This is a genomic window from Phenylobacterium sp., from assembly GCF_031181185.1.
Classification (GTDB): domain Bacteria; phylum Pseudomonadota; class Alphaproteobacteria; order Caulobacterales; family Caulobacteraceae; genus Phenylobacterium.
Genome location: NZ_JAPSKZ010000261.1, coordinates 1 through 3508 on the forward strand (window position 1 = coordinate 1; position 3508 = coordinate 3508).

Genomic DNA, 3508 nt, shown 5'->3' on the forward strand with positions numbered 1-3508 from the left:
GGACCCGCCGCGGACGCCAGCATGTGGGCCACGCCGGTCAGGCCATTGCGGATCTCGTCCGAGAGAGTGGAGACCAGGTCCGACTTCGAGCGCGCGAGCCGCCGGGCGGCCTCCGCCTGCTCGGCGCGCTCGGCCATCAGCTGCTCGCGTTCGGCCGCCAACGCGAAGTGGCTGCGCAGGATGCGGTTCACCAGCAGGGCCAGCGCCAGCGCCAAGGCCGTCGCCGACAGCCCGAGCTTCGCCAGCGGCAGGTCGGCCGGACGGCTGTGCAGCAGGATCAAAGGGGCGGCCACCGCGGCGGGCGCCACGATCAGCAGGCTCGGCAGCCAGGGGGCGGCGAAGAACACGCATATCAGCGCGGCGCCCAGCGACATCAGCAGCAGGGTTTCGCGAACCGGGCCCGCGCCGTCGGCGAAGAGGGCGATGTGGGCCACGGTCCCGGCCCAGATCAGCCCGCCCATCACCTGCACCCGGGCGCGCGCCTTCAGGTCCGCGGCCTTCGGGCTCCTCAGCCAGTTCACCACGCCGTAGAAGGCGGCCCAGCCGATGGCGAACAGCGCGAAACAGGCGCTCATCCAGGCGGCGTTGGCGGCGTGGCTGCCCACCCAGACGAACATCGGCAGGCAGACCCCGAAGGCTGCCAGGGCGTAGGGCAGGAGGGCCGTCTGGGCGTTCATGCCCTGCTCGGCGACGGTCAGGCCGCCGAAGTCGTGGGACGCCTTGCCGTGGGCCACGTCGGCTCCTCCGCTCTACCTCGGCGCGAGGTTAGGCGTGGCGGGTTGGCGCAGGGTTACGGAAAATCCTTAATCCACAGATTCGCCGGCAACCTCTGATTAAGCTTAACGGCCGATAACTCGACTCGTGGGACTCCGGTCCCCGTGGGGTTCTGAGGGGTTTTGGGCGGGCTATGGCGACGACGCGTTCAGCGTTGACGGAGAGCGACATCCGTACGCTGGTGAAAGGCGCGACGCCGGACGAGCGGGCCATCGCCGCGCGCAAGCTCTGCCTCACCATCAACCGGCCGGACCTTTCCGACGAGGACCGCCAGGCCGCCGCCGACATCCTGCGGGTCATGGCCGCCGACGCCGCCGTGCTGGTGCGCCGCGCTCTGGTTGAGACGCTGAAGGCCTCCAGGGTCGTGCCCCGCGACGTGGCGCTGAAGCTCGCCCGCGACGTGGAAGGCGTCTGCCTGCCGATGCTGGCGGTCTCGCCAGCGTTCACCGACGACGACCTGGCCGAGATCGTCCGCCTTGGCGGGCCCGTGCGCCAGCTGGCCATCGCCAAGCGCCCGACGCTTCCGCGCAAGGTCACCGACAGCCTGGCCGAGCACGGCTCCGAGCGCGCCGTGGCCGCCGCCTGCGCCAACGACAACGCCGACTTCGCCGAGGGCGCGCTGCAGAAGGTCATCGGCCGCTTCGCCGAGTCCGAGAAGGTCCTGGCCGCGATCGCCTACCGCAGCGTGCTGCCGCTGTCGGTCACCGAGCGGTTGATCCTGCTCGTCACCGACCAGGTCCGCGACCACCTGGTCAGCAAGCACGCCGTCTCGCCTGAGACCGCGCTGGAGGTCGCCATCGGCTCGGCCGAACGCGCCACGGTCGACCTCGTGGACCAGGCCGGCCGCGCCGCCGACGTCAAAGCCTTCGTGGCCCACCTGAACGCCGAACGCCGGCTCACCGCGTCGCTCTTGCTGCGGACGCTCGCCCACGGCCACATGACCTTCTTCGAGTGGGGCGTGGCCGAGCTCGCCGGCGTGCCGCACCACCGCACCTGGCTGATGATCCACGACGCCGGGCCGCTGGGCCTGCGGGCGATCTACGAGCGGGCCGGCCTGCCGGCGCGCCTCTTCCCCGCCTTCCGCGCCGCCGTGGACGCCTTCCACGCCATGGAGTTCGACGGCGGCCCCCGCGATCGCGAGCGCTTCCAGGAGCGCATGCTGCAACGCTTCCTCACCCAGCCCCAGGCCGCCGCCCGCGAGGACGTGGACTATCTGCTGGACCGCATGAATCGCGTCGCTCCGGTCGGCCGCGAAACCGTCGAGACCGCCTGAAACGCTTGTTTGACGGCCAGCCAGCCTCCAAGCTGGCGCCATGACCGCTGAAACCAAGCCCGCCGCCACCATCCTCCTGCTGCGCGACGACCCCGCCTTCCAGGTGCTGATGGTCAAGCGCCATCACCAGATCGACTTCGCTTCGGGCGCGCTGGTCTTTCCGGGCGGCAAGACCCACGCGGGCGACCATGATCCGGCCTGGGCGGACCACTGCCTGGGATGGGAACGCCTCGACGCCGAGCAGCGGGCGCTGCGCATCGCCGCCATCCGCGAGGCCTACGAGGAGGCGGGCATCCTGCTGGCCGAGCGCCTGGACGGGCAGCCTTTCGCCGAGGCCTGCGATCCTGCCGTGCGCAGCGCCGTCGATCGCGGCGAGCGGGCGTTCCTGGACGTCGTCCGGGAGCTGGGGGTGCGGCTGAGCCTGGACGCACTCACCGTCTTCGCCCGCTGGATCACGCCCACGATGATGCCCAAGCGGTTCGACACCTGGTTCTACGTCGTGCGCGCGCCCGAGGGTCAGCTCGCCGCCTGCGACGGCCGGGAGACGGTCGACGCCGAATGGATCCCGCCGGCCGAGATCCTGCGTCTGGCGGAAGCCGGCGAGCGCACTGTGATCTTTCCCACGCGGATGAACGTCCAACTGCTGGCCGAGGGCGACAGCGCCGCCGACGCCGTCGCCCGTGCGCAGGCCCGTCCGCTCGTCACCGTCCTGCCGCAGGTGGAGACCCGCGCGGAGGGGCGTGTGCTGGTGCTGCCGCCCGACGCCGGCTACGGCGCAGTCGCGGAGCCGATGGATCGGATTATGGGCTAGGCGCCCAGTTCGGCGACGCGGCGTTCCAGCTCCTGGACCAGCGCCTTGCCGATCGGGTGCTCCACGTCCTTGATGTCGTCGCGCACGGCGGCCTTGATGGCGTCGATGTGGGCGTCGATCAGCGGCATCGGCGCGTCGGTGCGCTTGGCCTTGTCGTCGATCAGCCGGCAGAGCAGGCCGGCGATGCGGGTGATCAGCGGGAAGCCGTAGGTGGCGCCCAGACCCTTCAGGTCGTGGGCCCGCAGGTACAGCGTCTCCATGGTGTCGGCGGTCACGCCGTCGGCGCGCACGGCCTGGCGGGCGGCCTCCAGCTTGGCCACCTCGTCGTTCAGCCACTGGGCGAAGTTGCCCGACAGGCTCTTCAGGGCGGCCTCGGCCTTGGCGATCGCCGAGGCGTCGATCGCGCCGAGCCGTCCGCCGCCGACCTTCAGGCGCAGCGCGTTGGACGGCTGGATCATGTGACCGGACTTCTGGTCGCTCACGGAGGCTCTCCTGGCAGGGTCGCGAGCAAAGGCTAGGCTCAACCCGTTAATAACACCTGAGCCGTGCGATGGCCTTGCGACCTAGACCGCGAACTGCTCGGCCAGCACCCGCTCTTCCAGGCTGCGGCCGGCGTCGAACAGCATGGTGAAATCATTGGTTCATAGGAT

General features: G+C 70.8%; 3 protein-coding genes and 1 pseudogene. 2 read left to right on the forward strand and 2 right to left on the reverse strand.

The genetic code is table 11. From position 1 onward, the window contains the following. Positions 1-734, reverse strand: a pseudogene (locus RIF93_RS19400) (response regulator); the annotation flags it as partial. Positions 735-907: 173 nt separating this feature from the next. On the opposite strand from RIF93_RS19400, the gene RIF93_RS19405 reads away from it, so the two are divergent. Then, positions 908-2047 carry a DUF2336 domain-containing protein gene (locus RIF93_RS19405; RefSeq protein WP_309093090.1) on the forward strand — a complete coding sequence of 380 codons (1140 nt, stop codon included), beginning with the start codon at positions 908-910 and terminating at the stop codon, positions 2045-2047. A gap of 40 nt (positions 2048-2087) precedes the next feature. Then, positions 2088-2858, forward strand: a complete 771-nt coding sequence (locus RIF93_RS19410; RefSeq protein ID WP_309093091.1) for an NUDIX domain-containing protein — start codon at positions 2088-2090, stop codon at positions 2856-2858. Here the strand turns inward: RIF93_RS19410 and RIF93_RS19415 are convergent. Then, a complete protein-coding gene (locus RIF93_RS19415) occupies positions 2855-3316 on the reverse strand; it encodes an Hpt domain-containing protein (protein WP_375163900.1) in 462 nt (153 codons plus the stop codon). The two genes, RIF93_RS19410 and RIF93_RS19415, sit on opposite strands and share 4 nt — an antisense overlap. Between the last annotated feature and the right edge of the window lie 192 nt (positions 3317-3508).